General features: G+C 61.4%; 25 protein-coding genes. 13 read left to right on the forward strand and 12 right to left on the reverse strand.

Features of this window, described 5'->3' with window-relative positions:
- Positions 1 to 95 precede the first annotated feature (95 nt).
- Together VGI36_16035 and VGI36_16040 are read right to left on the reverse strand one after the other, a co-directional pair.
- Positions 96 to 509, reverse strand: a complete 414-nt coding sequence (locus VGI36_16035; GenBank protein HEY2486657.1) for a DUF1634 domain-containing protein — start codon at positions 507 to 509, stop codon at positions 96 to 98.
- Position 510: 1 nt separating this feature from the next.
- Positions 511 to 1,338, reverse strand: coding sequence for a sulfite exporter TauE/SafE family protein (locus VGI36_16040; protein HEY2486658.1), 828 nt, complete (start codon positions 1,336 to 1,338; stop codon positions 511 to 513).
- A gap of 590 nt (positions 1,339 to 1,928) precedes the next feature.
- On the opposite strand from VGI36_16040, the gene VGI36_16045 reads away from it, so the two are divergent.
- Genes VGI36_16045 through VGI36_16075 form a run of 7 tightly spaced genes read left to right on the forward strand, consistent with a single transcriptional unit; the run spans position 1,929 to position 7,600 of the window.
- A complete protein-coding gene (locus tag VGI36_16045; protein ID HEY2486659.1) occupies positions 1,929 to 3,512 on the forward strand; it encodes an ATP-binding protein in 1,584 nt (527 codons plus the stop codon).
- Positions 3,509 to 4,963: a sigma-54 dependent transcriptional regulator gene (locus VGI36_16050; GenBank protein HEY2486660.1), complete on the forward strand. Its 1,455-nt coding sequence runs from the start codon at positions 3,509 to 3,511 to the stop codon at positions 4,961 to 4,963. The genes VGI36_16045 and VGI36_16050 overlap by 4 nt, the downstream gene beginning before the upstream one ends.
- A gap of 15 nt (positions 4,964 to 4,978) precedes the next feature.
- Positions 4,979 to 5,455: an isoprenylcysteine carboxylmethyltransferase family protein gene (locus VGI36_16055; protein HEY2486661.1), complete on the forward strand. Its 477-nt coding sequence runs from the start codon at positions 4,979 to 4,981 to the stop codon at positions 5,453 to 5,455.
- Between the two features lie 57 nt (positions 5,456 to 5,512).
- Positions 5,513 to 6,265, forward strand: a complete 753-nt coding sequence (locus tag VGI36_16060; protein ID HEY2486662.1) for a PspA/IM30 family protein — start codon at positions 5,513 to 5,515, stop codon at positions 6,263 to 6,265.
- 34 nt (positions 6,266 to 6,299) lie between these two features.
- Positions 6,300 to 6,725 carry a hypothetical protein gene (locus VGI36_16065; protein ID HEY2486663.1) on the forward strand — a complete coding sequence of 142 codons (426 nt, stop codon included), beginning with the start codon at positions 6,300 to 6,302 and terminating at the stop codon, positions 6,723 to 6,725.
- Between the two features lie 42 nt (positions 6,726 to 6,767).
- On the forward strand, positions 6,768 to 7,118 hold the full coding sequence (locus tag VGI36_16070; GenBank protein ID HEY2486664.1) for a hypothetical protein: 351 nt from the start codon (positions 6,768 to 6,770) through the stop codon (positions 7,116 to 7,118).
- A gap of 20 nt (positions 7,119 to 7,138) precedes the next feature.
- On the forward strand, positions 7,139 to 7,600 hold the full coding sequence (locus tag VGI36_16075) for a hypothetical protein (protein ID HEY2486665.1): 462 nt from the start codon (positions 7,139 to 7,141) through the stop codon (positions 7,598 to 7,600).
- Between the two features lie 128 nt (positions 7,601 to 7,728).
- Here VGI36_16075 and VGI36_16080 read toward each other — a convergent pair whose 3' ends face one another.
- The gene (locus VGI36_16080; protein HEY2486666.1) at positions 7,729 to 8,235 is read right to left on the reverse strand and encodes a GNAT family N-acetyltransferase; all 507 of its coding nucleotides are present in this window, start codon (positions 8,233 to 8,235) and stop codon (positions 7,729 to 7,731) included.
- 74 nt (positions 8,236 to 8,309) lie between these two features.
- Here VGI36_16080 and VGI36_16085 point away from each other — a divergent pair, with 74 nt between their 5' ends.
- Complete coding sequence (locus tag VGI36_16085) at positions 8,310 to 8,846, forward strand: XRE family transcriptional regulator (protein HEY2486667.1); 537 nt, start codon at positions 8,310 to 8,312, stop codon at positions 8,844 to 8,846.
- 80 nt (positions 8,847 to 8,926) lie between these two features.
- On the opposite strand, the gene VGI36_16090 is transcribed toward VGI36_16085, so the two are convergent.
- The 3 genes from VGI36_16090 to VGI36_16100 form a co-directional block, all read right to left on the reverse strand.
- Positions 8,927 to 10,210: a competence/damage-inducible protein A gene (locus VGI36_16090; GenBank protein HEY2486668.1), complete on the reverse strand. Its 1,284-nt coding sequence runs from the start codon at positions 10,208 to 10,210 to the stop codon at positions 8,927 to 8,929.
- 218 nt (positions 10,211 to 10,428) lie between these two features.
- A complete protein-coding gene (locus VGI36_16095; protein ID HEY2486669.1) occupies positions 10,429 to 10,896 on the reverse strand; it encodes a phosphatidylglycerophosphatase A in 468 nt (155 codons plus the stop codon).
- Between the two features lie 76 nt (positions 10,897 to 10,972).
- Complete coding sequence (locus tag VGI36_16100; protein HEY2486670.1) at positions 10,973 to 11,794, reverse strand: cytidylate kinase family protein; 822 nt, start codon at positions 11,792 to 11,794, stop codon at positions 10,973 to 10,975.
- A 188-nt stretch (positions 11,795 to 11,982) separates the two neighbouring features.
- Between VGI36_16100 and speY the strand changes: the two genes are divergently transcribed.
- The gene (gene speY, locus VGI36_16105; protein HEY2486671.1) at positions 11,983 to 13,107 is read left to right on the forward strand and encodes a deoxyhypusine synthase; all 1,125 of its coding nucleotides are present in this window, start codon (positions 11,983 to 11,985) and stop codon (positions 13,105 to 13,107) included.
- Between the two features lie 76 nt (positions 13,108 to 13,183).
- On the forward strand, positions 13,184 to 13,996 hold the full coding sequence (locus VGI36_16110) for a 3'(2'),5'-bisphosphate nucleotidase CysQ (GenBank protein ID HEY2486672.1): 813 nt from the start codon (positions 13,184 to 13,186) through the stop codon (positions 13,994 to 13,996).
- A gap of 45 nt (positions 13,997 to 14,041) precedes the next feature.
- On the opposite strand, the gene VGI36_16115 is transcribed toward VGI36_16110, so the two are convergent.
- The 5 genes from VGI36_16115 to VGI36_16135 all read right to left on the reverse strand — a co-directional run bounded on the left by VGI36_16115 (position 14,042) and on the right by VGI36_16135 (position 19,346).
- Positions 14,042 to 15,319, reverse strand: a complete 1,278-nt coding sequence (locus VGI36_16115) for an MFS transporter (GenBank protein HEY2486673.1) — start codon at positions 15,317 to 15,319, stop codon at positions 14,042 to 14,044.
- Between the two features lie 192 nt (positions 15,320 to 15,511).
- The gene (locus VGI36_16120) at positions 15,512 to 16,831 is read right to left on the reverse strand and encodes an ACS family MFS transporter (protein ID HEY2486674.1); all 1,320 of its coding nucleotides are present in this window, start codon (positions 16,829 to 16,831) and stop codon (positions 15,512 to 15,514) included.
- A 283-nt stretch (positions 16,832 to 17,114) separates the two neighbouring features.
- Complete coding sequence (locus VGI36_16125; GenBank protein HEY2486675.1) at positions 17,115 to 17,543, reverse strand: helix-turn-helix domain-containing protein; 429 nt, start codon at positions 17,541 to 17,543, stop codon at positions 17,115 to 17,117.
- 266 nt (positions 17,544 to 17,809) lie between these two features.
- Positions 17,810 to 18,163, reverse strand: a complete 354-nt coding sequence (locus tag VGI36_16130) for an FxLYD domain-containing protein (GenBank protein ID HEY2486676.1) — start codon at positions 18,161 to 18,163, stop codon at positions 17,810 to 17,812.
- A gap of 16 nt (positions 18,164 to 18,179) precedes the next feature.
- Positions 18,180 to 19,346 (reverse strand): acyl-CoA dehydrogenase family protein, encoded by a 1,167-nt coding sequence (locus VGI36_16135; GenBank protein ID HEY2486677.1) that lies wholly within the window; start codon positions 19,344 to 19,346, stop codon positions 18,180 to 18,182.
- Between the two features lie 230 nt (positions 19,347 to 19,576).
- Between VGI36_16135 and VGI36_16140 the strand changes: the two genes are divergently transcribed.
- The 3 genes from VGI36_16140 to glnA all read left to right on the forward strand — a co-directional run bounded on the left by VGI36_16140 (position 19,577) and on the right by glnA (position 23,832).
- Positions 19,577 to 20,929, forward strand: coding sequence for an outer membrane beta-barrel protein (locus VGI36_16140; protein ID HEY2486678.1), 1,353 nt, complete (start codon positions 19,577 to 19,579; stop codon positions 20,927 to 20,929).
- A 155-nt stretch (positions 20,930 to 21,084) separates the two neighbouring features.
- The gene (locus VGI36_16145; GenBank protein ID HEY2486679.1) at positions 21,085 to 22,098 is read left to right on the forward strand and encodes a DUF1646 family protein; all 1,014 of its coding nucleotides are present in this window, start codon (positions 21,085 to 21,087) and stop codon (positions 22,096 to 22,098) included.
- A gap of 303 nt (positions 22,099 to 22,401) precedes the next feature.
- Complete coding sequence (gene glnA / locus VGI36_16150; protein ID HEY2486680.1) at positions 22,402 to 23,832, forward strand: type I glutamate--ammonia ligase; 1,431 nt, start codon at positions 22,402 to 22,404, stop codon at positions 23,830 to 23,832.
- A gap of 300 nt (positions 23,833 to 24,132) precedes the next feature.
- Here the strand turns inward: glnA and VGI36_16155 are convergent, their stop codons facing one another.
- The gene (locus VGI36_16155; protein ID HEY2486681.1) at positions 24,133 to 24,975 is read right to left on the reverse strand and encodes a polysaccharide deacetylase; all 843 of its coding nucleotides are present in this window, start codon (positions 24,973 to 24,975) and stop codon (positions 24,133 to 24,135) included.
- Positions 24,976 to 24,986: the final 11 nt, after the last annotated feature.

The following is a 24,986-nucleotide window of genomic DNA, read 5'->3' on the forward strand; positions in this document are numbered from 1 at the left end:
ACGCGCCGGGTTCCGGCCATTCGATCTATGGCGGCGGACTTTGGTAGCGGCGAGGTAGTCTACCGGCCAATTGCTTGAGCGGAAAGCTTCGCGGTCTAGCCCATCCGCCCAAGCAGCATTCCTACAATTAGACCCGTCAACACGTAAGCGGTGAAGCCGATATACGCGTAGTCGCGCTCCTTTAGGAAGAGCAGAAAGCTGAAGGCGACCCGGGCCAGCGGCACCAGTGTCAGTACGTACAAGCCCAGCGTCATTACCGAATGCGGATCACCCTGCACTGCGAGCGCCACCAGCTCCGGGAAACTCTCTTTCTCTGCGAACTGATGCGCCTGCGCAGCGTGAAACCGGCCGACGTAAAAGTCCGGCTTGGAGGTCATCAGGATCAGGCCGAAAATAAGAATTACCGCAGCGACGACCAAGATCGTGCGCAACAGGATCGGCGTCCAGAAGCGAAGGATTCGATCTTCGTTTTCGGCGGTTTGAGTATGGATATCAGTCGATGCTGCCACGTCAAATTCCCTGGATAGCGCGCCAGCCCATCTCGATCGCGATCAAAACCAGAATCACGACGAAGACCAGGCGCAGGATGTGGACATTGGCATGGGGCAGGATTCGGCTGCCCAGCAGCGCACCCGCAGTGACCCCCAACGCCACCGGCGCCGCTATCGCGGTAGATACGTCCCCGCGCGCAAGAAACACCAGGGCACCCGCACCCGCCGTCACACCGATCATGAAATTGCTGGTCGCACTCGAGACCTTGAGCGGGATGTGCATGTAGTAATCCATCGCGATCACCTTGAGCGCGCCGGAGCCGATTCCGAGCAGTCCGGACATCAGGCCTGCGACTACCATAAGAGCGCTGCCGGCCGGAAGATTGACGGTCTCATAGTGTGTCAGGCTACCGACATCGTCGGGTACGTCGCCGACCAATTGCAGTCTGCGCGCGAGCGGGTCGCCGTGCGCAATGAGAACATCATCCTGCTTGCTTATCGTGAAGTACGCCGATTGCAGCATCATCAGCGCAAACAACACTTCCAGTATCACGGCCGGAATAAAGCCCGCGAGCAGTGCGCCCACGACCGCGCCGGTGACGGTTGCGCACTCGAGCACCATCGCTACCCTGAGATTGGTCCATCCATCGCGCACGAACGCGACGCTGGCGCCCGCACTGGTTGCGACCACCGAAATCAAGCTGGCGCCGACCGCTACCCCCATCGGCATATGCGCTGCGATGACCAGGGCGGGCACGATGAAGACGCCGCCGCCGAGACCGGAGATGGCTCCGACGAGTCCGGCTCCGAACGACAGGGCGATCAGCCCGACCAGAATTTCAAGCACGGACGGCTCCCCGTGCGATGACGGCGATATGCGATTGGGGTTCGAGAGGCGACCTGGAGGTTTTCTTTGGCAAGGACATTATCGTTGACGAAACTGTGTCCGGCTCGGTGAACATGCGCGGCGGCTATTCTAGCTACCTTTTCGTTGCGATCTATCCTTTATCGCCTGGCGACGTGATGGACAGGGGATCCGAGCGGCGTCCTCCACCAGAAGCTCTAGGATCCGAGCGGGAAGAAAGTCTCTTCAGAGCCGCACTTGGTATTGGCGAACGGAGTGCGAATACAGGGTCCTGCGATCACCTCTCTTTTGCCGGGCGATTCCTCGACCAATGGGCCGCCAGCGGAGAATGAGGTTTCGGACTCCGGAGCGAATGAGACGCAGCTTACTGCAATCTCGATAGTGCAGTGATTGGGCTGCATGCCAGTGCAGTTTCAACCTAAAAAGCTTGTGAAATCAACACCTTCGGGGCCAGAAAGGTCGGCATCGCGCTTGCTTTGCAGACTGATACCATGTTCGGCAATGTCGATTGCGAGCGCTACATCGATTGGAGTAGGTCAGAAAGGACCCCAACTGCGCAGAGGCTTTAATCAATGTTTGGCCTTTTAATTTTGGTGATCGTTATATTCGCCATCCGGCAGCATCGTCGCAGCCGCGCGCTCAGGTGGCGCGACCACTACTGGAAGAACGACGAATTTCGCCGGCATGTCGATCAGGCGGAGCAATTCGCAGCCGAGTTCCCGCATCGGCTGGCGGCCAAGATTCAGCGCCAGGCCGAGCGTTCGGGCTTCGACTTCGAGCGCAAGATGGCCGACAAGTTCGAGCGGCACGCGGCGCAGTTCGAAAAAAGGTTGCAGCGCAAATTCGAACGGCAGAAACGGCGGGCGGACAGAACTTGGTGGAGAGGACCGGACGAGCCACCGCGCGGCACCCGCGAATGGGACTTGCTTTGGAAGCGGTATGTAGGAGACCTCGCCACGGAACCCGGCCAGCCCGCTGCCGCCCCGGGGGAGTCCAAGACCGATGCGCCGAAGACCGACGACGGTGGCCTCGGCGTGCGCGAGGGACTGCAGGCTTCTACCGAAGCGTATAAAGCGTACCAGCGAGCGCGAAAGCGTGCGGCAGCCGAGGCCGGATTCTATGCGCACCTCATGTGGTACGGCGTCGTCATAGGCTTTCTGTTCTTCATCAACCTGATGACGACCTCGTTTCAGTGGTGGGTGTTCCCGGCGATTGGTTGGGGCTTCGGGGTCGGCAGTCACTTTATCGCGGTATTCGGATGGCGCTGGATCCATGATCGCGTTTTCGAACCCGCCATCCAGCGCGAAATCGACCGCGAGGTTACCAAGGAAAAGGAAGTGCTACGCACCGAGAAGCAGGCATCGCTCGATGAGCTCACCGCGACCTTCGCCCATGAAATTCGCAATCCCATTGCGGCGGCCAAGAGCCTGGTGCAGCAGATGGGCGAGGATCCGACTTCGGTGGAAAACGTCGAGTACGCCAAGGTCGCACTCGATGAGCTGGCGCGGGTAGAGCGCAGTGTCTCGCATCTTCTGAAGTACGCCAAGGAAGAGGACTACAATTTCGACAACGTGAACCTGTCGGGCGTCCTTGATGGAGCGCTCACCCAGATGCGCAGCAAACTTGAGGCGAATTCGGTCAAGGTCTCGCGCAACTACCTGACCGGCCCGACGGTGCGCGCCGATGCCGACAAGTTGAGGCAGGTATTTTCCAACATGATCGACAACGCGATCGACGCGATGAGCTCGACCACCGGCGAACGGCGGCTCGAAGTCGCCATTCATCGAGGTCGCGGCGGAGTTGCCACCGTGATCGTGCGCGACAACGGATGCGGAATCCCCGAGGACAAGCAGGCCAAGATTTTCAATCCCTTCTACACCTCAAAGCAGAACGGCACCGGGCTGGGGCTCGGGGTCGCCAAGAAGGTTATCGACGCGCATCGCGGCACCATCGAGGTGTCAAGCGAGTTGGGGGTCGGCACGGAGTTCCTAGTGTCGATTCCGCTCGCCGATGCCGTCCGCGAGACCCCGGCCGATGCGACTGAACCGCTGGCAGACTCGCCCGCGACCACGTCGATCTCGATGAACGGGAATGCATCGAGCGAAACCCCAGTGCCGATGACGGCGCAGGGTGCAAATCCGCGAGGTCCGCAATGAAGGGCCGGCTACTCATTGTCGACGACGAGCGCGGAATCGTCATCGCGCTTAAAGGCCTCTTCACCAAAGAAGGCTACGAGGTCGAAACTTCCGAGTCGGGAGAACAAGCGCTGGAAAGGGTCAAGGCTGGTCTGTTTCACGTGATCATCACCGATCTTTCCATGAAGGGGATGAGTGGCCTGGACCTGTTGCGCCAGGTGCACGAATTGGATCCGCAGTGCGCGGTCCTGATGATCACGGCATACGGCAATCAGCGGATCGCGGTAGAGGCGATGAAGGCGGGGGCCGAGGACTACCTGCCCAAGCCGTTCGACAACGACGAGCTGCGCCTCAAGGTCCGCAAGGTAATGGAGACGCAGCTCCTTCGGCGCGCCCACGACCAACTGCTGGAACGCGTGCGCCTGGAGACTGGCACCTTCGAGAACATGATCGGCCGCTCCGCGGCGATGGTGCGGGTTTACGAGACTATCGAAAAGGTCGCGCCCACCGACGTAACCGTGCTGGTGCGCGGCGAGTCGGGCACCGGCAAGGAACTAGTCGCGCGCGCGATTCATTTTCGCAGCCCCCGCGCGCGCGCCGCGTTTATCGCGGTCAATTGCGCCGCGTTCTCGCGCGAGTTGGTCGAAAGCGAACTGTTCGGCCATGAGAAGGGCGCGTTCACCGGCGCCGTCGCCCGGCGCGAGGGCAAGTTCGAAGCGGCGGACGGCGGCACGCTGTTTCTCGATGAAATCGGTGACATGGGCCTGGAGACGCAGGCCAAGCTGCTGCGCGTGCTACAGGAAAAGCAGTTCGAGCGCATCGGAGGAAATCAGCCGCTGGCGGTCGATGTGCGCATAATCGCCGCGACCAACCAGGACCTCGAAGCAATGGTTAAGCAGGGGCGGTTCCGCGAGGACCTTTACTATCGCATCAAGGTGGTCGAGGTCCGACTGCCCGCATTGCGCGAGCGCCGCGAAGACATTCCGCTGATGGTCCAGCATTTTATCCGCGAGGCCTGCAAGCGTTACGAGAAACCCGAGAAGCAACTGACCGCGGAGGCCATGCGTGCCTGCATTGCGCAGCAGTGGAAGGGCAACGCCCGCTCCCTCAAGGCCGCGATCGACCAGGCGGTGATCCTGTCTTCGGGCAACGAGATCACGCCGGCGGACCTGCTTTCGGGGTCGGAGGTGGAAGCGGCGAGTAATCACGCCGCCGCGGTGCCGGCGGCGCTCGACCATGAAGTTGATGAGACGTCGGTGGCAGGGTCGAACGGGATGACCTTTCGCGAGGCGAAGGAGAAATTTGTCGGCGACTGGGAGCGCGCATTTTTTGTCCGCGCGCTCCGTGGCACCGGCGGCAATATTTCGCGGGCGGCGGAACGGACCGGGATGTACCGGCAGAGCTTCCAGCAAAAGATGAAGGAGCTCGGGATCACGGTGGCGGAGCTGGGGCTCAAATCCGACGAGGACTGAACGGAGCAAAATGCGATGAATGACACTTCGGATCTGACCACTGAATCACGCGGCGGCTGGAAAATTCACCCGCCCTTGTTTGCGGCGGTGCTGCTGGCCGGGACCCTGATCCTGCACGCGCTGTTTGAACACGGCGAGGTCGCCGCGCATCAGCTGCTGGGCCTCCTGCTGGTGGCTGGTGGAATTGGCGTTTCCTTCTTCGCCGCGGCACTGTTCCAGGCTCGCGACACCACCAAGAACCCCTACCGCGAACCATCGCGATTCGTGGTGGAGCGGCCCTACACGCTTACGCGCAATCCGATGTATCTGGGAATTACGCTTGCGCTGCTCGGGTTTGCGGTCTTCTTCAGTTCGGTCGTGATGATGCTGGCGCCGATCGGATTTTTCGTCGCGCTGGATCAGCTGGTTATTCCGAACGAGGAAGCGGCGATGGAGCGCCTCTTCGGCTCGCAATACCTCGACTACAAGACCCGGGTGAGGCGCTGGCTCTGAACCGACTGAGAATTGTCGATGCGGCCCAGCGATGGCGCATCGCCGAGGAGAAGTAAGATGCTTATTTCACGGATGATTAGCCTGATCGGCGGCAAACTGCGTCGCTGGCTCAAGTCGCACGAGGCGCGCGACCCCGAGGCAGTATATGAAGCTGCGATAACCGATCGCGTGCGCCGCTACCACCAACTGAAGAACGCCGCCGCCGGCGTCATCTACATGCGCAACAAGCTGGAGCGCGAGCTGCGCTCCAAGTCCGTCGAGCTCAAGGAGGTGGATGAACAGGCAGGACAGGCGGCGGACATGAACGAGGACCAGTGTGCGTTGATCCTGATCCAGCGCAAGCACGAGCTGGAAGCGGACTGCGCGCGGCTGCGCGAAGAGCTCGGCGATCTGACCCGCGAGGCCGAAGAGGCCAAGAAAAACTTGATCGCGTTCAAGGGCGAGATCGAGAAGCTCAAGGTCGAAAAAGTGCGGATGATGGCGCGGCTCAAGAACGCGCAAGCGCGGGTCAGGATTCAGGAAGCGCTCGAAAGCCTCTCATACGACGAGGACGTGCGCGCGCTCGAAGAAGTGCGCGAATCGATTCAGCGCACTCTCGCGCAGGCGGGAGTCAATCGCGAGTTGGGCGAGTCCGAACTCGGCGTGAAGCTCGATGAAATTCGCCGCCGCAACGCGGAGACCAAGGCAGCGGCAGAACTCGCGGACTTGAAGCGCCGTCGCCGTCCTCCGCTGGCGCCCATGGATATTTTTACCCAGGCCGCAGAGGCCGCCAACGGCCGGCCTCACCCGGGTAATGGCGAAGCAGCCTGATCCGCAATCGGCGTAGCGCGAGGGGGCCATAACGATGCATCGACGGGACGCAATTGATTCGTTGTTGACGGCGTGCGGAGTGCTGGCCCTGGGGGTTTTGCTGTCGCTCGCGCTCCCGAGGCTGGTGCACGTCAAACACGGCCTGGGCGACTTCAGACATCGCTGGTTCGGGCACGTCGAGGGCGTCGGCGGACCCCTCGACGTCAATGGTCCGCTGCGGGTGCGGGGCAACCTCTACATCGGCGGACCCGCAACCGTGCACGGACAGGTACAAGCACGCTGGATCAACGTCGGCGGTCCGAGAGAGGCCTCATTGCCGGCTGGCGAGCAGGCGGGCCCCAGCGGTCAGCAGTACATGAACAACCTAGCGGTTGGTGGACCGTTGACGGTTCAAGGTCCGCTAATCGTTGACGGCCGCCTGGTAGTTGGCGGCCCTTTATACTCCGAGCCGGCCCAGTAGGCCGGGCCACTCGATTTCGCTTCAGACCGAGGAGCCGGAACGATGCACCGACGGGACTCGCTGCTGGCCGTGTTAGTCCTGGCGGCACTCCCCTTCGCGGCCTGCCAGCATGAACATCTCAGTCGCAAAGAAGCCGGCACGGGGATGAACATTAATACCGCCGGCTTTCTGGGCGACGCGAGCGTCAACGTCAACCTTGGCATGTGCGCGGGCCGCGTCGCCCTGTCGCAGGGCGAGGCGACTATTCGGGACGACTGCTTCACCGGCGATACCAACGTGGTGCTCTGCACGGACGCGACGGCCGCAAGTCCAATCAAGTGCTCTCCTGCGCCCGGGATCTTGAGCATCTCGGGCAGCGGCGGCGACATCATCAGTTACGCGCGAGTTCGCTGAAACGGGATGACGGTGCGATCGTGAAGCGAGGGGTGGCGGTTATCGGGTGCTGCTTGGCTTTGGCTGCGTGCACCAGTGTGAATGTCGCGGCGCAGGGGGACGGTGCAGCCATCGGTGGCCCCCTGGCTGTGGCCGGTCCGTTGCGGGTGCAAGGCGACTTGCGGGTCGGCGGTCCGGCAACCATTCACGGACCGGTCCAGGCGCGTGCGCTAACCATCGGGGGTCCCGTCAAGACCACACTCCCGCGGGGCGAGCCGCCAGGTCCGGCGGGTCAGTCCTTTGCGACCTCGCTGGCCGTCGCGGGACCACTCACGGTGCAGGGCCCGCTAATCGTGGAAGGGGCGTTGATAGTAGGAGGACCGCTCACTTCCGAGCCCGTTCAGGAATCGTCGGACGTCGTTCCCCAACAAAGTCAAGTCTTTGCGCCGCCGGGCGACGTGCCGCCGCAAAAGCCAGCCCCCTCAACTGAATGGACTGAGTAGGGCCCGGTGGCTGGGCCGCGCGCCGCGCAACTACCGCCGAGCGAGGCCCGCCCCAGCCTCGCCCTCTTTCTGACACCCTGCATACGCCAGGCGTCCGCTCCGCTAGGTTTCGGCCAGGGCGCACCCGTCTACGGTGTCATGCGCGAATCGAGCAGGCGCTGCACGAAGATCAGGTCGAGCCAGCGGCCGAATTTGCATCCTACCTCGGGCATTCTCGCCACCTGCTTGAAACCCAGGTCAGCGTGCAAGGCGAGCGAAGCGTGGTTTAAAGCTTCGATTGCACCAACCATCGCGTGTGCTCGCGATGCAGTGGCTCGTTCGATGAGTGCGCGGAGCAGAATCCTGCCAATTCCGGAACGCCGGCGGTCGGCTCTCACGTAGATGGAATGCTCGACCGTGTGACGATAACCGTGCCACGCCCGAAAGTCAGCGAAGGTTGCATAGCCGAGAACGCTACCATCCTCGACTGCGACCTTGATTGGAAATCCGCGCGCCTGGCGCGCTTCGAACCAGCGCCGGCGGCCTTGGAGATCGTCGAGGGTGTCGAACCACACGGCGGTCGAGTTTGTGATTACTTCATTGAAGATCTCGAGGATTCCCGGCAGGTCATCGACGCTAGCATCGCGTACTTCCATTTCCTTCCTCGTTTATTATAGTGGAGAGGATCGGCACTATAGTGGACGCAACCGGGAGAAGTCTAGCGCAACGATTGCATCGCGAACGTGAGCTGCGGGGGTGGGCGCTGTCCGAGTTGGCCCGACGCGCCGCGGTTTCCAAGAGCATGATCAGCAAGGTCGAACGCGGCGAGGCCAGTCCAACCGCGAGTCTGTTGGGGCGGTTGGCCGGCGCGTTCGGGACTACGATGTCGAGCCTGCTTGAAGAACCGGCGTGCCCTCAACGCTTGACCCGCCGTAGCGATCAGTCGCTATGGAAGGACCCGGCAACCGGCTACTTGCGCCGTGCGATCTGTCCGCCGGGCGCGGGGCGAGCCGAAGTGACCGAGGTCACGCTGCCGGCCGGTGCGCGGGTGGCATTTCCAAAGGAAGCGTTCGCTTTCCTCGAGCAGCAAATCTGGATGATGCGAGGCACTCTGCATTTCACCGAAGGCCCTGTCGTCCATGTGTTACGGCGGGGAGACCACCTGACGCTCGGGCCACCCTCCGACTGCACCTTCGAAAACCATGACAAGCACGCTTGCGTTTACCTGGTTATGCTGGTGCGGTCTTCACGCGCAGAAATCCGCTGATTACCCAGCTGTCCCACAGCCCTGTCCGCGTCACTTTTTCGCGCTGTGCCCCCCTCGACAGGGTAGGGCGGGCGACCACATCACCGGCGGAAGAGGGCGGATTCCGCGATTTGCAGATCCAGAGCGTAGCGGCGGATCCAGTCCAGGGCGACCTGCGAAGTGAGCAGCTTGATCCAATCGCGAGTGCCGCGGAACTGGTAGCGGCGCGAGATCTGTCCGCGCTCGGAATCGAGTCCAAGACAGATCGTACCGACGGGCTTGTCCGGCGTGCCACCATCGGGGCCTGCCACTCCTGAGGTGGCGATTGCCACCTCGGCGCCGGTGCGCCTGCGCGCGCCCACCGCCATCTCGCGCACGCATTCCTCGCTCACCGCGCCCACCGTACGCAGGGTGGTCTCCGACACGCCGAGCAGCTCGGTTTTCATCTCGTTGGAGTAGGTCACCAGGTCGCCGATCAGATAATTCGAGCTGCCTGGAACGTTGGTCAGTCGATGGCCGATCAGACCGCCGGTGCACGACTCTGCAACCGCAAGCTTGATTTTCTTTTCGATCAGCAGCCGCCCGACTACTTCCTCCATGGTGATTTCGCCCTCGGCGAACAGGAATTCGGAGATCTTGCCGCGCACCCGCTGCGCCAGTTCCTCGAGCTTGCGCTCGGCCTCTCCGGGCTTGCCCTCGACGGTCAGGCGCAGCGAGATCTGCGGAAAGCTCGCGCGCAAGCCGACTCGCGCCTCGTCGGCCTTGATCAGGCCCGCGACCGCTTGATCGAGCGCCGACTCGCTCATTCCGAAGGTCTGGAAAATTCGCATGGCGATGACCTTGTCGGTGCCGCGATTTTTCTGAATCCACGGGATGACCCAGTTCTCCATCATCGGCTTCATCTCGCGCGGCACACCCGGCAGCACGATGAGCTGGGAGCTGTGGCCGGCGAGCGTGATCGGCAGTCGAAAGCCGGGCGCGGTGCCGAGGGGATTCGGGATGATCTCCGCACCGTCGGGAAAATCGGCCTGCTTGAGGTTGTTCTCGGGCATCACGCGGTTGATAGTGGCGAACAACCGCTTCATATGGTCGACCGAGGCCTGGTCGCGCACCAGTTTGACGCCCGCGATGCGGGCGACCGTCTCGGTGGTGAGGTCATCCACGGTCGGACCGATTCCGCCGGTAGAGATAACGACGTCGCTCATCGCGATTGCGGTGCGCCAGGCCCATTGCAGGCGATCGGGCACATCGCCCGTTGTGAGCACGGCCACCAGGTCAACGCCATTTTCGACCAGCTTGTCGGCCAAGTAGTTGGAATTGGTGTCGACGACTTTGCCGGTCATGATTTCGTCGCCGGTCGAGAGAATTGCGGCCCGTTCGATCATCGGTAACTCCTCACTGCAGCGAGTTTCTGGATTCGTTGAGTAGCCTAGGGCGTCCGTTCATGCAAAGGGCCCTGGTCATCCGGCACCATCACCGCTTCTTACGGGCGACGTCCCGCGGTCAGCCCTCGGTTGGGATAGCCTTGGTGGCGCAAGAAGGGCCTTCTTTCCAAAGGGCGGACGCAGGACGCGCCGCCCACGGGTCATGCGGCGCGATGCGCCTAGTGCACCAGCACGCGTCGCGCGACCTGTAGCAGTATGTTCGCGTAGATCGCGGAGCCCAGGTCATCCAGCATCACCCCGGTGCCGCCTTCCACCCGGCGATCGATCCAGCCGGCGGGGAACGGTTTCATCACGTCAAAGATGCGAAACAACACAAAACCCGCGAGCATCCACGGCACCGTGAGCGGATTACCGTACATGGTTGCGACCATTCCGAGGACTTCGTCGATCACGATTTTGGAACTGTCCGGTTCCTTGAAGATCACTTCGGCGCGTCCCGCGATCCAGCACGAGATCGCAAAAGCGGCCACGAAAACGACCAACGCCAGCGGCGGCGAATCGCTCCACAACGGTCCGAAGGCGAGCCAGACCACGAGCACTCCCACCAGCGAACCTGCCGTACCGGGTGCGAATGGCGAAAATCCGCTATAGGCGCCGGTGGCGATAAAGATAATGAGCGAGCGCATCGGGTTTCGGAGCGCGAGCGGTGGCGAGCCGCAGCTCCCGTTTGGGGTTGGTGCCTGTACTGAAGCTCGGCGCCGCTCACGCTGTGGGGTATGGCATGGGAGGTTGTTCGGCACCTACCTCTACCGCGGTTACCCCGTCGATGGTGCGGGCCACGCCGCAGACTAGTTCGTCCCAGGGCGCAACCAGGCCGGGGCCGCTGAGCGATACGGTGCCGGCGCGGCACGCCACTGAGATCTGCGCGTCGCGAATCTTCGGATGTGCCAATAGCGCGGCGTGAACTTCACCGGCGATGGCCGCATCGCTCAGGGCCGAGCGCGCCGCAGCATCCGCAGCCGCATTGATCTCGGCCGCAGCATTGGCCAGCAGTCGTGCTATCGCGCCGAGCGGCTGCGCGGAAGAATTCACGATCACGTCATAGAGGGTAGGGTCGTCGACATCGACGCCAGACAAGGTCTGGCTGCGCGCCTTGGTTTCGCGATCGACCTCGCGCACGTGTTTCTCCGCGCTGGCCGCCGAGAGCCGTTCTTCCTGCTCGGTACACTTGATTCGCTCAGCCATCGGGCTGACCACCCGAACCCGCAGCGCATAGCGAAGCGGCGGAGTCAGATGGGCGAGCGCGCGCCCGGCGACGACGATCGAATCGTGCGCGAGTTCCTTGAGCAAGACGGCGCGAATGTAGGCAAGGTAGCGATGGCTTTCGCTGCGCAGCCGCTCCCAGAAGTGGGGCGTGCGCAAATCGAACACCAGCAGCTGGTCTTCGCTCACGCCGAAGCGGCGAGCCGCCTCCGCAATCAGTTCCTGTCCGGTCTTAAAGCGCCATCCGAGCTGCTCCGCTGTCAGGCGTCCCAACTCGATGCCGCGGCTTCCGACTTGTTGGCTTATCGCGATGACCGCCATGGGAATCTCTCCGGCTTCCCGATGATCCGCACCCGCGCCGCATATTAGGGACAATACACACCGAACCGCAAACGTCGGAGATGGAATCCTCGCGGCGGCGCGGCTAGGATGGCGGCTACTCTGACTGCTCGTGGCGTGAAATTCTGCGCGCGACCTGAGCAAAAAGCGAGGCTGGGAAGCGAATTCCGATGGCAGCAAGAATGGCACGGCCGCGCCTGGCCGGCGCGGAAATAAATCCACGCGGGGTGCGCGGCGACATGACCGCGGCAGAGCTGATCGATACCGCGTTTCTCGCCTACAACGGCCGTAAGCTGCGCGACGCGTGCCGGCTGTTCGCGGAGCGCATGCTCGAACCCGACGTGGTGGTCGGGATGAGCGTGACCGGCGCGCTGACGCCCGCGGGTCTCGGGATGTCGTGCCTGATTCCGCTGATTGAGAACGGCTTCGTCGACTGGATGGTCTCGACCGGCGCGAACCTCTACCACGATACCCACTTCGGAATCGGGCTCAAGATGTACCAGGGCTCGGCCGAGGCCGACGATGTGGCGCTGCGCAATGCGGGCGTGGTGCGAATCTACGACATCTTTTTCGACTACCGCGTGCTGCTCTCGACCGACACTTTTTTTCGGGAAATCGCTCGGCTCGAGGAATTTCAGCGTCCGATGAGTACGGCCGAATTCCACTATCGGGCCGGAAGGTACGTTGCCGAGCGCGAGCGGATCTTAAAGCTCAAGCGCCGTTCGCTTCTGGCGGCGGCGTATGAATATGGACTGCCGATCTACACCTCGTCGCCGGGAGATTCTTCGATTGGCATGAACCTGGCGCTGCTGGAGATGGAAGGTCACGGCCTGCGGATCGACCCGCTGGCCGATGTGAATGAAACCGCGTCGATAGTCTACGCGGCCAAGCAAAGCGGCGGCAGGAGCGCGGTGTTTATTCTGGGGGGCGGCTCGCCCAAAAATTTCGTTCTCCAGACTGAACCCCAGATCCAGGAAGTCATGGGCGTCGCCGAAAAAGGTCACGATTATTTCCTGCAGGTGACCGATGCACGCCCGGACACGGGCGGACTCTCCGGTGCGACCCCGTCGGAGGCGGTCAGCTGGGGCAAGATCGATCCCAATCGTCTGCCGGACACGGTGGTCTGTTACGTGGATTCCACCGTGGCACTCCCGCTCATTACCGCCTACGCCCTGGCCCGCCGAAAGCGGCGCAAGCCGCGGCGACTCTACGACCGGCGCGGGGAGATGATGAACACGCTGGCTTCCGCCTACGAGAAGGTGCGCAAGAGGCGCCTCAAACGGGGCGAGAGTTGAAGGAGGGCAGGGTCCGCATCGAGTGCCCAGGAAAGCCTCTAAGCATTCAGAACCCCCCGTTCGCAAAGCACGCGAGATGATTTCCCCGGATGGAAACCTGCGGCGCGAACTCACCCTGGCGCGAAAGGCAGCGCGTGCGGCCGGCGATATCCTGCGCGGCTATTGGCGCCGCGGCGACTACCAAATCAGCTCCAAGGGAAAGGACAATCCGGTAACCCAGGCCGACCTGGAAGCAGATCGCACACTCAAGCGCCTGCTGCACGATCCATTTCCTGAATACGGCTGGCTTTCCGAAGAGACCGCCGACAGCGAGGCGCGCCTTAAATGTCGGCGGGTGTGGATCGTCGATCCACTCGACGGAACCAAGGAATTCATCCAGGGCATTCCGGAATTCTGCGTGGCGGTCGCGCTGGTCGAGGAAGGCCACCCGGTATTGGGAGTTACTTACAATCCCATAACCCGCGAGATGTTCTGGTCGGCGCGCGGGATGGGTTGTCATTTGAATACCGAACCGGTGCGGGTGACGCGGACCCGCGTGCTCCATCGCGCAAACGTGCTGGCGAGCCGAAGCGAGACCGCGCGGGGCGAATGGGAAGTATTCCACGGTCGGCTCAAGGTGAGCCCAACCGGGAGCGTCGCCTACAAATTGGCGCTGGTGGCGGCCGGGAAAGGCGACGCGACCTTCACGCGTTCACCGAAGAGTGAGTGGGACATCGCATCGGGGGCCGCGCTGCTCGCGGAAGCCGGCGGCACCATGACTGACATTCACGGCGCCATGATCCGGTTTAACCAGCGTCGCGTGAAGGTGGCGGGAATGATCGCGGACAATACGGTGCTACACGAACAACTGGTAAAGATCGCGCCGCATCCGGAAAGAGCTCCCGAGTAGGAAAATCCCTCCCTTCACGACGAGGGGATCCGGACCTCAATAAACTCAGGCGGATTTGGCCGGTTCGACGGCCGGTTGCACGGCGCGTTCGGCGGCTTTTTCAACGCCGGCCCTGCCCGGACCGGTTTCGGGCAAGAAGTAAAGTGCGACCGTCGGCAGGATTTGGAAGGCCAGGAATCCGAGCATCACTTCGCGCAGACCGATCGATGCGGCCAGCTTGCCGCCTAGCACCGGCGACAGGAACGCCCCGAAGTATCCGACCGCCCACACGAAACCCAACGAGGCGCCTAGGCGGGTGGGATTCATGTTCGGGAGCTCCATCATCAGGGTGGTAATGGCCACGAGCGATCCGGCCGAGCCGATTCCGACCAGGACCAGTGAAAGGCCAATCCACGTGGGGTTGCTCAGCTCGATCGCGCCGAAACATCCGACCAGGGTAAAAATTGCGATCGGCCAGGTGAAGGGTTTGCGCAGTCCGGTAAGAGCGGTCCCAAACCCGCCTCCGAGCACCGCGAAGAATCCGGTGAGCGGCAAGACCTGCGTCAGCAACGAGGCCTCTGCCAGGCTCATCCCGCGAAACCCTCGGAAGAATTGCGGCAGGAACGCGGTATACAGCTGAAACACCCACATGCCGCCGAATAGACCGATCGCGATCAGCAGCACGTTACGCATCTTCATCACTTCGATCAGTGCGGACTCGCTGGCGACATAGTTCTCCACCTCGGTGGGGACTGGTGCAGTAGTTCCCTGGCGTCCCAGGATGGTCCACAACAACGCCACCCCCGCGGTTGCGATGCCGTAGTCGAAGAGCACCGACTGCCATGACGAATCTACCGCCACGAACAGCGTCGGTGTGATGCGAAAGACCGCCGTCAGCCCGACGTATGCGAACGCGAAGTTTATCATGTTGATGTAAGGCCATTCGGATTCGCCGAACCATTCCATGGTGAGGGCGCCCGGCGGGGCTATCACCATCCCGAATCCCACGCCCTCCAGCACGCGGCAGAGGAGCAGCACGGAGAAACTCCCGGCAAAGCCGCTTGCGATCGCGGCGAGAGCCATCAACCACACGCCGATCTGGAGGCAGCGCAGCGCGCCGAGCTTCTCAATCACGACCGCACCAAGGATCGAGAAGATGCCGATGCAAAGCGCTATTATCGAGATGATCAGCCCGGCGGAGCCCAGCGTGATACCGAGTCCTTTCTTGATTTCGTCGAGAATCGGGGCTGGCGCGAGCCAGGTCAGCGACTGCACGGTTAGGAGCAGAAGCAGAAGAAGCTCGATTACCCAACGATACGGCGATAGCTTTGCCCGTTCATTCATGGTCTTAACCGCCCCGGGTGATGCTGTCGATATAGCCCGTCCGGCGATGCAATTGCCACCGCGTTTCTGCGGGGGAAGTACGAAAAAACCGTACCCGCGTTGAGCCGAACTTTAGGAGAAAATCCAAAGCGAAAGGGCGTCGTAGGTTTGCGACCTGCGGGGTGAAAGGACGAAAAGCAACCCTGGGACTTTTCAGAAACGGCGGTCACCCCTGGCCCACCTTACGTAGCCGGCCAGGCCGATTGCATAGACCGCGGCGATCAGAACGAACACCGCGCTGAATGAACCGGTTGCTTGAACGATGAACCCCACGATTGCGACCCCCACGATTCCGGGGATGGTAGCAACGGAGTTGGAAATGCCCATGAGCACTCCCGCATATTCTGGGCCCACGTCCAGATGGTTCACGCCATAGGCGGACTGGCCCAGCCCGCTTGCTGCTGCGGACAGTGTCAGCAGTGCGGTCGCAGCGGCGGGACTGCTGGCCCACGGCAGCGTTAGGAGTGGCAGAGCGCCCAGGCCGAACGCGATAGATTGCATCAGTCTTCGAGTAAAGCCAACGCTCACCCCGCGAATCAGCATCGCATCGGCCACCCATCCTCCCGTGTTGACTACCGCGAACGACGCCACCCACGGCACCAACGAATATAATCCCACGCGACTCACGGTAACGCCGAAGGCATGATGCAGGTAGGTCGGCAGCCAGAGCAGCAGGATGTTGAAGCCGAAATTACTGCAGAAGTGGGCAAGTACAATCGCCCACACCGCGGGTTCGCGCGCGATGGCGCGCCAGGGAATGCTTGCTGGGCGCGAGGAGCTCGGGACCGTGTGGTGGGCAGGTTCGCTGCCGGTGTCGTACCTCTCGCTGGTTTGCCCCTCGGTCCTGGGGAGAGGATTGGCAGGCCCGTCGGCGGCTTTGATTGCCCAGATGGCGACCCAGACCACACCGGCTGCGCCTGAAAGGTAGAACAACCCTGGCCAACCAAACCTCGCGATTATCAACGGGCTGAAGATGAGGGCGACGACCGTCCCCAGGTACATACCACTAAAATTCAGCGCGAGAGTTCGGGCGCGTTCGCGCGGTGGCATCCAACGGGCGGTCAGGCTGTGAATCACGGGAAAGTTAACTCCCTCACCAAGACCGAGCAGGATTCGAACGGCGAAGAGCGCCGTAAAAGACATGCGCGCGGCGCCCGGGGTGATGAACGTCGCCACCGACCAGACTGCAACGCCGAACGCGAGCACCCGCTTGCCGCCGAATCGGTCGGCGAGCCATCCGCCCGCGAGTTGCGGCCATATATAGCCCCAGAAGAACGCCGAGAGGATGAGACCCTGTGCGGCCGAATCGTAGCCTTGGTCTGCGGCCAGCGGAATTATCGCAACCGAGATGCTAACGCGGTCGAGGTAGCAGAGAACCGTGCCGAAAAAGAACAGCGCCGCGATTGTGTAGCGTCGGGGCCACCGCGACGCGGCTGTCGCGGGCGAGTCGCGAATCTCCAGCAGCTCGGACATCGCGCGCGAGCTTAGCCGCGCAAGACGGCTCGTGCCAGTCTCGAGATGAACTTCCGCGGTTACTGTCTGTCATCGCTATTCTGGACCGCGCGCGCGAAGAGAGTCGGTGTCGTTTTGCAAAGAAACTCCCTCACCTTGCGCAAGAAGAATGTCCCCTGAAAAGGACTCACCGGATGTGCCAAAAGAAGCGTGAACAGACCCCGGCAGGAACGGCTTTACCAGCAGCTTGCGCGCGCCGCTTATCGCAATTTTCGTGAGCTGAGGGCGCGCTTTCGCGGACCGATTAGCGGCCGACCGCGTGGCGAACTGTGTTCAGGATGTAAATGAAGTCGCGCGGCTCGCGGACCTCGCCCAGCAAGGCGACGCGTGACAGCATGTCCATCTCTTCTGTGCTGATATTGTGAATGCGGCGCAGCTGCTCGTTGCTCTTGAACTGCTCCCACGCGGACGAGGAGTTGTTCTCGGACGCAGGATTAAGAAGCGCGTGGGCGCGCGGATTGGCCAGGAAGAACAGCTCACGGCAATCGAGGCCGAGTACTTCGCTAAGCCGATTTACGATCTTGTCGGAGGGATGGCGTTTGCCGGATTCGAGATGACCGACATAGGGAGTGGAGGTCCTGATGCGGCGAGCAACTTCTTCTTGGGTGAGGTCGAGCTGGCGTCGGCGTTCGCGAATTGTCTGGCCGAAACTACGTTCCCTGAACCGTGGCATTGATGCTCTGCCTCGCATGACGAACGGCCGGCTTTCTCAGCCCGAGCACACCGCTCATCAAACAATTGGACCATGTTGTAGACTATTTGTAGTAACACTGCGCGAGAGACCTGAGCAAATGAAGCTCAGATCAATGCGAAGCCACATATTTGAGGGTTTTTATCTCATCCATGAGCAATCTTGAGCAGAAATGCCTATCTCAGACTGCATCATAACTACGATAGTTAAGTGTGGTTTATAGATAGCATAAGAATTTTTCATACAGTCTAATTGCCGTAAGGATTGCGACCATGGTTGAGGTAGAGGGAAAAGCTCGCTGCCCGGTCGATCGCGCGCGCCGGAGTTCGAAAGCTTGCGACCAGGCCTTGTGGCAGGTGCTGCACCACGATCTTGTCCTGGCCGACCGGATGCCCGCTGCCGTCGTAGTAGCGCACCTCGATGGCGACGGGCCCGGTGTCGGGCCCGGTATTTTGAATCTTGCCCTGCACGAACACCCCACCATCCGCGTGCTGCAGGCTGGTCTCCACCACCCGCACCGGCTCTGCGGTGTGCAGCGCGTGGAACACCCATCCCGCAAATGCCAGGCACAGAACCGGGATTGCGATCTTCGAAATTCGCATCGACGTCGGCAGAGATTCAATACGAGCGCGGGAGCCCGAGCACGTGCTCGCTTATCGAGTTCAGGACCATCTCTTGCGACACCGGAGCGATCTTAAGCAGGCGGCATTCGCGGAAGTACCGTTCCACATCGTACTCGCGGATATAACCGTAGCCGCCGAGCGTCTGCACTGCACGATCGCAGGCCTCGAAGGCAGCATCGGCGGCGCGCAGCTTGGCCATATTGGCCTCGGGTCCGCAGGGCTTGCGATGATCGAACAGCCAAGCCGCCTTGAGCATCAACATCTCCGCGGCTTCCAGCTTCGCATACACATCGGCCAATGGATGCGCGATCGCCTGGTTTTGACCGATCGGACGTCCGAACACGATTCGTTCCTTCGCGTAGCGCACGGCTTTGGCGATCGCGGCGCGCCCGATTCCGATCGCTTCGGCAGCGACCAGGATGCGTTCGGGATTGAGGCCATCGAGCAGGCAATGAAACCCTCGCCCTTCCCCTCCCACTAGATCCGAGACCGCCACGCGCAGGTTGTCGATGAAGAGCATGTTGGTATCGACCGCGGCGCGGCCGAGCTTGTGCAACTCGCGAACCTCGACCGCTGCGGGTTCGAGCTCGGCGAAGAACAGGCTCATTCCGTCGGTCTTCTTTTGGACCTGCTCAAAGGGCGTGGTTCGGGTCAACAGCAGCATGCGCTGCGCCTCGCGCGCCTTGGTGGTGAAGACTTTACGCCCGTTGATCACATAGTTGTCGCCGTCGCGCCGCGCGGCGGTCTTGATATGGGTGATGTCGTTGCCCGCATCAGGTTCGGTAACTGCAAATGCGACGTGCAGCTTTCCGCTCACAACTTCGGGCAGAAAGCGGCGCTTCTGTTCCTCGCTGCCATGAAACACGAGGGGGCTCACGCCGAAGATCGAGAGATGAATCGCGCTCGCCGCCGCCATCGCGCCCCCCGATCCGGCAACCTCGCGCATCACCAGCGCCGCCTCGGTGATTCCAAGCCCGCTGCCGCCGTACTGCTCGGGAATCGCTACGCCGAGCCACCCGCCGCGCGCGACTTCCGCATAGAACTCGTGGGGAAATTCGGCGCGCGCATCGCGATCGCGCCAATATTCGTCGGGGAACTTCTGTCCCATCGCGCGGATCTGCTGAACGATCTCCTGCTGTGCTTCGGTCAATTCGAAATCCATCTTTGACTCCCTTGCCAGGGTTATCTGCATCCCTCAATGAGTAGTCAAGCGGCACATGCACGTTCGATAGGCGCCAGTTAATGGGATCCATCGCGGGCGCTGATACTGAATAGACGACTAAAACGGAACATTACGCCGGTATGAATCTTGAAACCAAGCGTGCGGCTTGGCCCCGGCGCCGCCGTGGTGCGCGGGTGAGATCGGCTTATCAGCCGTCAGGGAGGAAAAGAGTGAAACGGAGGACAAGAGGAAAAGCTGTATCGTGGCTTGGTCCGACGACGCTGTCGTTGCTTTTTGCAACGTCGCAAGCGCTCGCTGCGGGGGGAACCTCAGTCAGTGAACAACAACGGCTCGATGCGCTCAGCGGGAACGTAACCAATCTCGCGGGGGAGGTGACTCAGACCCAGGGAGAAGTGAAACAGATCGAAAAGGCAATAACCGTGGCCCCGCCCGCCGAAGGCGCGCAGCCGCAGACCGTCGGCGAACACGTAGCCAAGATTGAGAGCGACCTTAAAACCAATCTGGGCGTTTCAATCCACGGCTTGGTCGATGCCGGCTATGAGCACAACTTCAACCAGCCCAACGGAAACACCAACCTGTTTCGTGCTTGGGACGCAGATGGTTTTCAGCTCACGCAGGCCAATCTGCATATCGAAAGAGACGGGACCGTCGGCTTCGTAAGCGACATCAACTTCGGCAACGTTGCCAACGCAATCTCGTCCGCGACCAACTTTGGGCCGGTGCACCAGACCAGCGCCCAGTGGATCGATCCGACCCAGTACTACCTGACCTATACCATCCCGCTAGGTGCCGGGATCGCGGCGCAGGCGGGCCGGTTTGTGACTCTGCTTGGCGCGGAAGTCATTCCGACCTACCAGAACCAGAACTACAACGAAACGCGCAGCTTCCTGTTCACCCTGGGCGAGCCGCTGACCCACACCGGCATCCAGGGTGCGTATACCTTCAACGATTACGTGTCGGTCACCGGAGGGCTCAACAACGGATGGGATAATCCGCAGCTCAATAGCAACAACGGTCCCAACTACGAAGGCGAGCTGGTTCTTAATACCAAGGACAAGAGTCTTTCGCTGGTCGTCAATGGCATCTGGGGACCGAACCCCGCTTCGCCGACCACCACCAGCCACTCCAACCAGAATCTGGGCGCGATCGACCCGATTGTCACCTACAAACCGGCATGGCTTCCCGGCGTTACACTGGAGTCGGAATATCTGTACGCCAGCCAAAGCGGGCCGGTGGTGAACGGGCATTCGGCTACCTGGCAGGGACTGGCCGGGTACTTCGTCTACGACTGGAACGCCTGGGAACTCGCAACGCGCGGTGAATTCTTCGACGACGAGGATGGCGCCCGCACGGGAACCGCGCAGACCCTGTGGGAGCTTACGCAGACCGTCACTTGGAAGGTCCCCGAAGTCACCGGATTGTTGGCGCGCCTGGAATACCGGCACGACAGTTCGAACGTGGCGATCTTCCCGAACAACAACTTCGTCAACCCCACGACCCACCAGCAGCAGCTGTGGGAGGGACAGGACACTCTCAGTGCCAACTTTATCTACGCTTTTTAGGTAAGCTCCATCCCTCGCTGGGGAGGGTTTCCGTCAAAGCAGCACGAGCGGCGGACCGGGCAACCGGCTCCGCCGCTCGGCTTATCGCGCGACCGCGCCGCTTTCTGGTATCGATCTGGACTCGCGTCAGCTCCGGTGCGCGAATCTAGCTCCGCATGAACGTTCCCGCTGCGATAGTTATCCTGCTTCTGCTCCTAATCGGCCCGCTCTCGATACATTTCATCGAACAGAACATCGAGATCTACATCTTCATCATCGGTATCGTCGCGACACTCACGGGGTCCGGGTTCGACCGGACGCTGGTACTGAAGGCAAGTGAAGAACCGATCCTCATAACCCTGGCGGTGGTCATCGCCGGAATTCTGTTCAGTTTTTCCCGCCATCGTCTCGACCGGGCGTTCGTGCGACTTCGCCGCCGCATAAGCCGTCCGCTACTGGCCGCGCTCGCGACGTTCGTGCTGGCGGTCCTTGCGGGCATCATCACCGCGATAGTGGCCGCCTTGGTGCTGGTCGAGATGGTTAGATTGCTGCATCTTCAGGGTGAGGCGCGCACGCGGATGACGGTTGCGGCCTGTTTTGCGATCGGTCTGGGCGCCGCGTTGACCCGTGTCGGCGAGCCGCTTTCGGCGCTCGCGGCCTCCGCTTTGAACCTGCCCTTTACGGGATTGTTCCTCCTGCTGGGCCCGTGGATCTTACCCGGAGTTGCGGTTGCGTCAGCGCTGGCGGGGTGGTTTGCGCGAGGCGACTATCACGACCCCGCGGTCGGTGTGCACGTGCACGAAACGCCGCTGGCCGCGATCATTCAGGGCGTCAAGGTTTACGTGTTTGTCGCCGGACTGGTTCTGGTGAGCGATGCATACGCCCAAATTGCGACGCAACTGGTCAGTGCGCTATCGAACGACGCGTTGTTCTGGATCAATACGATATCGGCGGTGCTCGACAACGCCACGCTGGTGGCCCTCGAAGTTCACAGCATGAGTCTGCCGCGCGCCCGCGAGGCAATCATCTCGCTGCTGGTTTCGGGCGGGATGCTCATTCCGGGCAACATTCCCAACGTCATCAGTGCTGGCGCCCTGAAGATCGGCAGTGCGGCATGGGCGCGCATCGGCATACCCATCGGTCTGGCAGGTCTGGGCATCTATTTTGCTCTGCTGAAGGTCATGGCGTGAGAAGGCGCCGATGCGAAAACAAAGTCGAGAATCGTTGGTGTTATCGCGATCTGAGATCGAGATCGCAGGGATCGCTGCTGTCCAAACGGGCGGCAGTTCCCGGCGGATACCCTCGCACCTGCCGCGAGAAGCGACCGTTGCCTTAGGCTGGTTTTCGTGAGAAAAACGATGATCGAATTGGGTGAGACAGCGCACGCATTGCCAAATGAAGCGCGCTACAGCGTCCGCGATTCGCATCATCAAACGCACATACTTAGGGTTCGCCGTCCCCGTATATAAACGGCGAGGAGGGTTACGGCTTCGATGACGCCCAAAGAAGTCTTGCAAACGATCAAGGACAAGGGAGTGGTGATGGTCGATTTGAAGTTCATCGACCTGCTCGGTACCTGGCAACACTTCACCGCACCGATCTCCGAGTTCAAGGATGAGGGGCCATTCGAGGAAGGACTAGGCTTCGACGGCTCCTCGATACGCGGCTGGCAGGCAATCGACGCGAGCGACATGCTCGTGATCCCGGACCCGAGCACCGCAGTGATGGATCCGTTTACCAAGGATCCAACGCTCACCATGATCTGCGATATCTCGGACCCGATTACCCGCGCCGATTACACGCGCGACCCGCGCAACGTCGCCCGAAAGGCGGAGAAATATCTCAAGTCAACCGGCATCGCGGACACCGTGTACTTCGGTCCGGAGCCGGAGTTTTTCATCTTTGATGGAGTGCGCTACGAGACGAGCCAGCATCAGTCGTTCCACTATATCGAATCGAATGAAGGCAACTGGAACACCGGTCGTGAGTTCAACGTGAGCGACCCGGGCCGCAACCTTGGCTACAAGCCGCGCAACAAGGAAGGCTACTTCCCGGTACCGCCGGCCGACACCATGCAGGACATCCGCACCGAAATGGTGCTCGAGATGGAGCGGGTTGGAATTCGAGTCGAGAAGCAGCATCACGAGGTTGCGACGGCCGGGCAGGCCGAAATCGACATGCGCTTCCAGCCGCTGGTGAAGATGTCGGACTGGCTGACCTGGTACAAGTACATCTGCAAGAACGTCGCGGTCCGGCACGGCAAAACGGTAACCTTCATGCCCAAGCCGATTTTCGGCGACAATGGCACCGGCATGCACGTGCATCAGAGCCTGTGGAAGGGGGAAACGCCGTTGTTTGCAGGCAACGGGTACGCAGGGATGTCGGAGCTCGGGATGCACTACATCGCGGGCATCCTGCACCACGCGCCGTCGATCGCGGCGTTCACCAACCCCACCACCAATTCCTATCGGCGTCTGGTGCCCGGCTTCGAGGCGCCGATCAATTTGGCGTACTCGAGCCGTAACCGCTCGGCCTCGGTGCGCATCCCGATGTATTCGCCGTCGCCGAAGGCCAAGCGCATCGAGGTGCGGTTCCCGGATCCGCTGGCCAACCCATACCTGGCGTTCACCGCGATGATGATGGCCGGTCTCGACGGCATCCAGCGTCGGCTCGACCCGGGTCAGCCGCTGGACAAGGATATCTACGCGTTGACGCCTGCGGAGTTGGCGGAAGTGCCGAGCATGCCGGCATCCCTAGATGAAGCACTGAACAACATGAAGAACGATCACGAGTACCTGCTCAAGGGCGATGTGTTCACCGAAGACCTCATCGAGACCTGGATCGACTACAAGATGTCCAAGGAAGTGAGCGCGATGCGCCTGCGCCCGCATCCGTACGAATTCGCGCTGTACTTCGACGCGTAGACGACGCGGCGGCTTTGCAACCGAGAACCGACGCGGCGGGCGACAGCCCGCCGCTTTTGTTATGAGGTGCCGAGCCACGAGCGACCGGTGACCTCACGCGGTCTGGTGTCGGTTTTGACGATCGGTTCAAAGCGAGCATCTGCAGGTCGGTTCAGGCGGAGCGGGATTTTGTCTTCGACGACTCTCGTCCATTGGTCGAGTTGGCGCCAGGTCGGCCAAAACGACTCGAGAAGGCGCGTGACGCACACTTAACGCCCGTCGCGCCGGCGGACCATCCCGCGGCTCACCCCACAGAGAGGCTTAAGCGCTTATCGGGTGAGCCTGCTTCCAAGCGCTGGCGACCGCCGACATCGTGCTGAACTCGACCCGGCGATGAGAGTGGATGTGATCAATTAGTCTTTCCAACATCAGTAAGCGGTGGCCGCGGCCGATGACCTGCGGATGCATGGTCAGGGTGTAGATGCCCTCGCCGAGCCGATCGTAGAGGTAATCGAAGTCGCCCGCCCAGATGTCGAAAACCGCGTTGGGCGAGGCCAGTCCCGGCTGGATGGAACCGCGGATAACGGTGTACTCGAAGGCGGGAAAATCATCCAGGCCCCAGGTAAACGGAATCTCGAGTACGTTGACCGGTTTGCCGAACACGTAGGGGCCATCGTCCGGCGCCTGGTCACCCATTCGCATGTAATAGGGCGTGAAATCGTCACCCATCAGGCTGGAGTCGTACTCGAAGCCATGCTTCAGAAGCAGACGAACCATGTTTTCGCTAAGCCCGGCGCCGGGCGAACGAAATCCCACCGGTTTGAGGCCGGTCATCCGCGACAACACTTCGTTGCCGTGAAGCAGAATCTGCTCTTCGTCTTCCGGGTTCTTGGGATGGGTATGTAGGTAGCCGTGGTTGCCAATCTCGTGGCCCTCGGCAACCAATCGTTCGATGATTTCAGGAAACGTCTCGGCGCTATGACCGGGAACGAACCAGGTCGACGGGATTTTCCAGTGCTTGAGTATCTCGATGAGGCGCAACGCGCCGACCCGGCCGAATTCCCCGCGCGAGATGGCACTCAGCGATCGCGCGCGAAAGCCGCCGATCCAGAGCGAGAGTGCATCGAAATCGAAGGTGAGGCAGACCGTGACTTTGGCTTCCATCGGCGTCTCCC

The organism is Candidatus Binataceae bacterium, from assembly GCA_036495685.1.
Lineage (GTDB): Bacteria > Desulfobacterota > Binatia > Binatales > Binataceae > JAFAHS01.

Excerpts from the sequence above, each read along its gene's own strand:
- VGI36_16045 (HEY2486659.1), top strand. The coding sequence starts at position 1,929 with ATGTTTGGCCTTTTAATTTTGGTGATCGTTATATTCGCCATCCGGCAG.
- VGI36_16050 (HEY2486660.1), top strand. The coding sequence starts at position 3,509 with ATGAAGGGCCGGCTACTCATTGTCGACGACGAGCGCGGAATCGTCATC.
- VGI36_16055 (HEY2486661.1), top strand. The coding sequence starts at position 4,979 with ATGAATGACACTTCGGATCTGACCACTGAATCACGCGGCGGCTGGAAA.
- VGI36_16060 (HEY2486662.1), top strand. The coding sequence starts at position 5,513 with ATGCTTATTTCACGGATGATTAGCCTGATCGGCGGCAAACTGCGTCGC.
- VGI36_16065 (HEY2486663.1), top strand. The coding sequence starts at position 6,300 with ATGCATCGACGGGACGCAATTGATTCGTTGTTGACGGCGTGCGGAGTG.
- VGI36_16070 (HEY2486664.1), top strand. The coding sequence starts at position 6,768 with ATGCACCGACGGGACTCGCTGCTGGCCGTGTTAGTCCTGGCGGCACTC.
- VGI36_16080 (HEY2486666.1), bottom strand. The coding sequence starts at position 8,235 with ATGGAAGTACGCGATGCTAGCGTCGATGACCTGCCGGGAATCCTCGAG.
- VGI36_16090 (HEY2486668.1), bottom strand. The coding sequence starts at position 10,210 with ATGATCGAACGGGCCGCAATTCTCTCGACCGGCGACGAAATCATGACC.
- VGI36_16095 (HEY2486669.1), bottom strand. The coding sequence starts at position 10,896 with ATGCGCTCGCTCATTATCTTTATCGCCACCGGCGCCTATAGCGGATTT.
- VGI36_16100 (HEY2486670.1), bottom strand. The coding sequence starts at position 11,794 with ATGGCGGTCATCGCGATAAGCCAACAAGTCGGAAGCCGCGGCATCGAG.
- speY (HEY2486671.1), top strand. The coding sequence starts at position 11,983 with ATGGCAGCAAGAATGGCACGGCCGCGCCTGGCCGGCGCGGAAATAAAT.
- VGI36_16110 (HEY2486672.1), top strand. The coding sequence starts at position 13,184 with ATGATTTCCCCGGATGGAAACCTGCGGCGCGAACTCACCCTGGCGCGA.
- VGI36_16115 (HEY2486673.1), bottom strand. The coding sequence starts at position 15,319 with ATGAATGAACGGGCAAAGCTATCGCCGTATCGTTGGGTAATCGAGCTT.
- VGI36_16120 (HEY2486674.1), bottom strand. The coding sequence starts at position 16,831 with ATGTCCGAGCTGCTGGAGATTCGCGACTCGCCCGCGACAGCCGCGTCG.
- VGI36_16125 (HEY2486675.1), bottom strand. The coding sequence starts at position 17,543 with ATGCCACGGTTCAGGGAACGTAGTTTCGGCCAGACAATTCGCGAACGC.
- VGI36_16130 (HEY2486676.1), bottom strand. The coding sequence starts at position 18,163 with ATGCGAATTTCGAAGATCGCAATCCCGGTTCTGTGCCTGGCATTTGCG.
- VGI36_16135 (HEY2486677.1), bottom strand. The coding sequence starts at position 19,346 with ATGGATTTCGAATTGACCGAAGCACAGCAGGAGATCGTTCAGCAGATC.
- VGI36_16145 (HEY2486679.1), top strand. The coding sequence starts at position 21,085 with ATGAACGTTCCCGCTGCGATAGTTATCCTGCTTCTGCTCCTAATCGGC.
- glnA (HEY2486680.1), top strand. The coding sequence starts at position 22,402 with ATGACGCCCAAAGAAGTCTTGCAAACGATCAAGGACAAGGGAGTGGTG.
- VGI36_16155 (HEY2486681.1), bottom strand. The coding sequence starts at position 24,975 with ATGGAAGCCAAAGTCACGGTCTGCCTCACCTTCGATTTCGATGCACTC.